Origin of the sequence: Mesorhizobium sp. M2A.F.Ca.ET.067.02.1.1 (genome assembly GCF_004023285.1) — a bacterium.
Taxonomy (GTDB): Bacteria; Pseudomonadota; Alphaproteobacteria; order Rhizobiales; family Rhizobiaceae; genus Mesorhizobium.
In genome coordinates this window covers 1-2,341 of the sequence record NZ_RZSB01000845.1, presented here as the reverse complement: position 1 = coordinate 2,341, position 2,341 = coordinate 1, and the positions used below count along the sequence as shown (strand labels likewise).

Below are 2,341 nucleotides of genomic sequence, written 5' to 3'. Positions count from 1 at the left end.
GCGGCAAACCCGAGTGCGATCATTTTCATGATAAATCTCCCTGAACAAGCGCGCGGCAGTCGCGCGCTCATTCGGTCAACGCGTTGTGGAGCCCGTTTCTTCCTTTGGCGAAGCGGCGACTTGCCACACAATGGTGATTGGCAGGCGCACGCCCGCATCGCTATATCGACGCCAGCACAATCGGGACTCATGGAATGGCACTGGACATCGGCTATGTCAGCGCGGTCGGGGCGGGAGCGATCTCGTTCCTGTCGCCTTGCGTGCTGCCGCTGGTGCCGCCCTATCTCTGTTACATGGCCGGCGTGTCGGTCGACGATTTCCGCGGCAATCATGCCATGACGGCGCGGGAAGGCACGCGTGGCGCGCTGCTCTATGCCTCGCTTGCTTTCGTGCTCGGCTTCTCCACGGTGTTCGTCGCGCTGGGCGCCGGCGCCTCGACCATCGGCAGGCTGCTGCGGGTCTGGCAGGAGCCGCTGGCGATGGCGGCTGGCGCACTCATCATCATCATGGGGCTGAATTTTCTGGGCATATTGCGCATTCCGCTGCTGTCGCGCGAGGCGCGCTTCCAGTCGCAGGGCAAGCCCGCAAACATGGTCGCCGCCTATGTCATGGGTCTGGCCTTCGCCTTTGGCTGGACGCCCTGCATCGGGCCGGTGCTGGGGCCGATCCTGACCTTGGCCGGCGGGCGCGAGACGGTCGGCGAGGGCGCGCTGCTGCTCGCCGCCTATTCGCTCGGGCTGGGCATCCCGTTCCTGATCGCGGCGCTGTTTTCCGGTGCGTTCATGCGCTTCCTCGGCAAATTCCGCGTCCATCTCGGCCGCGTCGAGAAGGGCATCGGCGCGCTGCTGGTCGTCGCCGGCGTATTTTTCCTCACGGGCGGCGTGCAGAGTGCGTCCTACTGGCTGCTGGAGAATTTCCCGGTGCTGGGGCGACTGGGGTAGGCTGCCATTTTATGCGCGACGATCACTCCGGCACGCCGGCGACGCCCAAGGCCTCGACGTAACGCTCGCCGAACACCTTGTCCTGCCATGGGTTGATCTGTCTCTGCAGGGTGAGCGTGTAGGTCGGGAACGCCTCCATCAGCCGCTGCGCCGCCGCCCGCGCCTCGTCCAACCGATTGAGTTTGACCAGCGCCATGATCACCACCCGGTGCGAGGAGCCGTAGTTCGGCATCTCGTGCAGCGCGCGTTCACCCCATGCCAGCGCTTCCTCGTAGCGCTCGAGCATCAGGTAGCTCATCCCGATGCCCGAGAGCGCGATGCCTTTCTCGGGATCGACCGGGCTCAGCCGCATTGCCCTATGAAAATGCTCGATAGCGACGAGCGGGCGGCCGGAATGTGCGTTGACCCAGCCGCAGCTCGTATGGCCCTGCGCCGAATTGGGATTGAGCCGCAGGGATCGTTCGATAGTGGCCAGCGCCATCTCGTAGTCCTTCGCGCTGTAGGCAATGACCTGCGCGGCGAAGCGCAGGCTCGTGGGGTCGTCGCGCGCTTCCGGCAGTACCTCGCGCGCCATGCGCGTGGCGACTCTGGTATCGTCGGGCTCGTGCCAGCACTGGCTCACGGAGATGCTGCGGATATGGGCGCCGAGTGCCTTCGCCAAGTTGAAGCCAGGATCGATGCTGAGCGCCTCGTTGGTGAGCCGTCGCACGTCGGCAAAGCCTTCGCGGGTCATGCTGTAGAAGCACGGCAGCGCGCGAAGGTAGAGGTCGTAGGCGCTCATGTAGTCGGTCGGCTTCATGCGCGCCTGCTTGATTTCCTCCAGCCGGATGCTCGGCTCGACAGCGCCGACGACGCTCTCGGTCACCTTGTCCTGCAGGTCGAAGATGTCGCACATATCGCCCTCGAAGCGGTCGGCCCAGACATGGTGCCCGCTGATCGCGTCCACCAACTGCCCACTGATGCGAACCCGCGAACCTGCTCGGCGGATGCTGCCTTCAAGCACGTAGCGGACGCCCAGCTCGCGCCCGACCTGGCGCAGGTCCACGGCCCGGCCCTTGTAGGTGAAGGACGAGTTTCGGGCGATCACGAAGAAGGAGTCCACCCGGCTCAATCCCGTGATGATGTCTTCCACCAGCCCGTCGGCGAAGTATTCCTGGTCGGGGTCGCCGCTCATGTTGGTGAAGGGCAGAACCGCGATCGAGGGTTTCTCGGGCAGGGGAGGCGGTGCGGCGCTGGCGTCGGCCTCGACGCGGTAAGCGCGCACGGGCCGCTCGATGTTCTTGAGGCGCAGGTCGCCAAGCGGCGTGAAGCCGCAGTCGAGCTTGCCCTGAAGGTGGTCGTAGGCGGTACCCGAGACGACCACGGTGCCTGGATCGGCGACGCTTTCGAGGCGGGCGGCG

2 protein-coding genes are annotated in these 2,341 nt (G+C 65.4%); one reads left to right on the top strand and one right to left on the bottom strand.

Annotated features, from left to right (window positions below; all coding sequences use genetic code 11):
• Positions 1-194 precede the first annotated feature (194 nt).
• Positions 195-941 carry a cytochrome c biogenesis CcdA family protein gene (locus tag EOA28_RS32655; RefSeq protein WP_126082398.1) on the top strand — a complete coding sequence of 249 codons (747 nt, stop codon included), beginning with the start codon at positions 195-197 and terminating at the stop codon, positions 939-941.
• Between the two features lie 22 nt (positions 942-963).
• Here EOA28_RS32655 and EOA28_RS32650 read toward each other — a convergent pair.
• Positions 964-2,341: tetratricopeptide repeat protein (locus EOA28_RS32650; RefSeq protein ID WP_128315698.1), on the bottom strand; the 1,378-nt coding region annotated here is incomplete at its 5' end.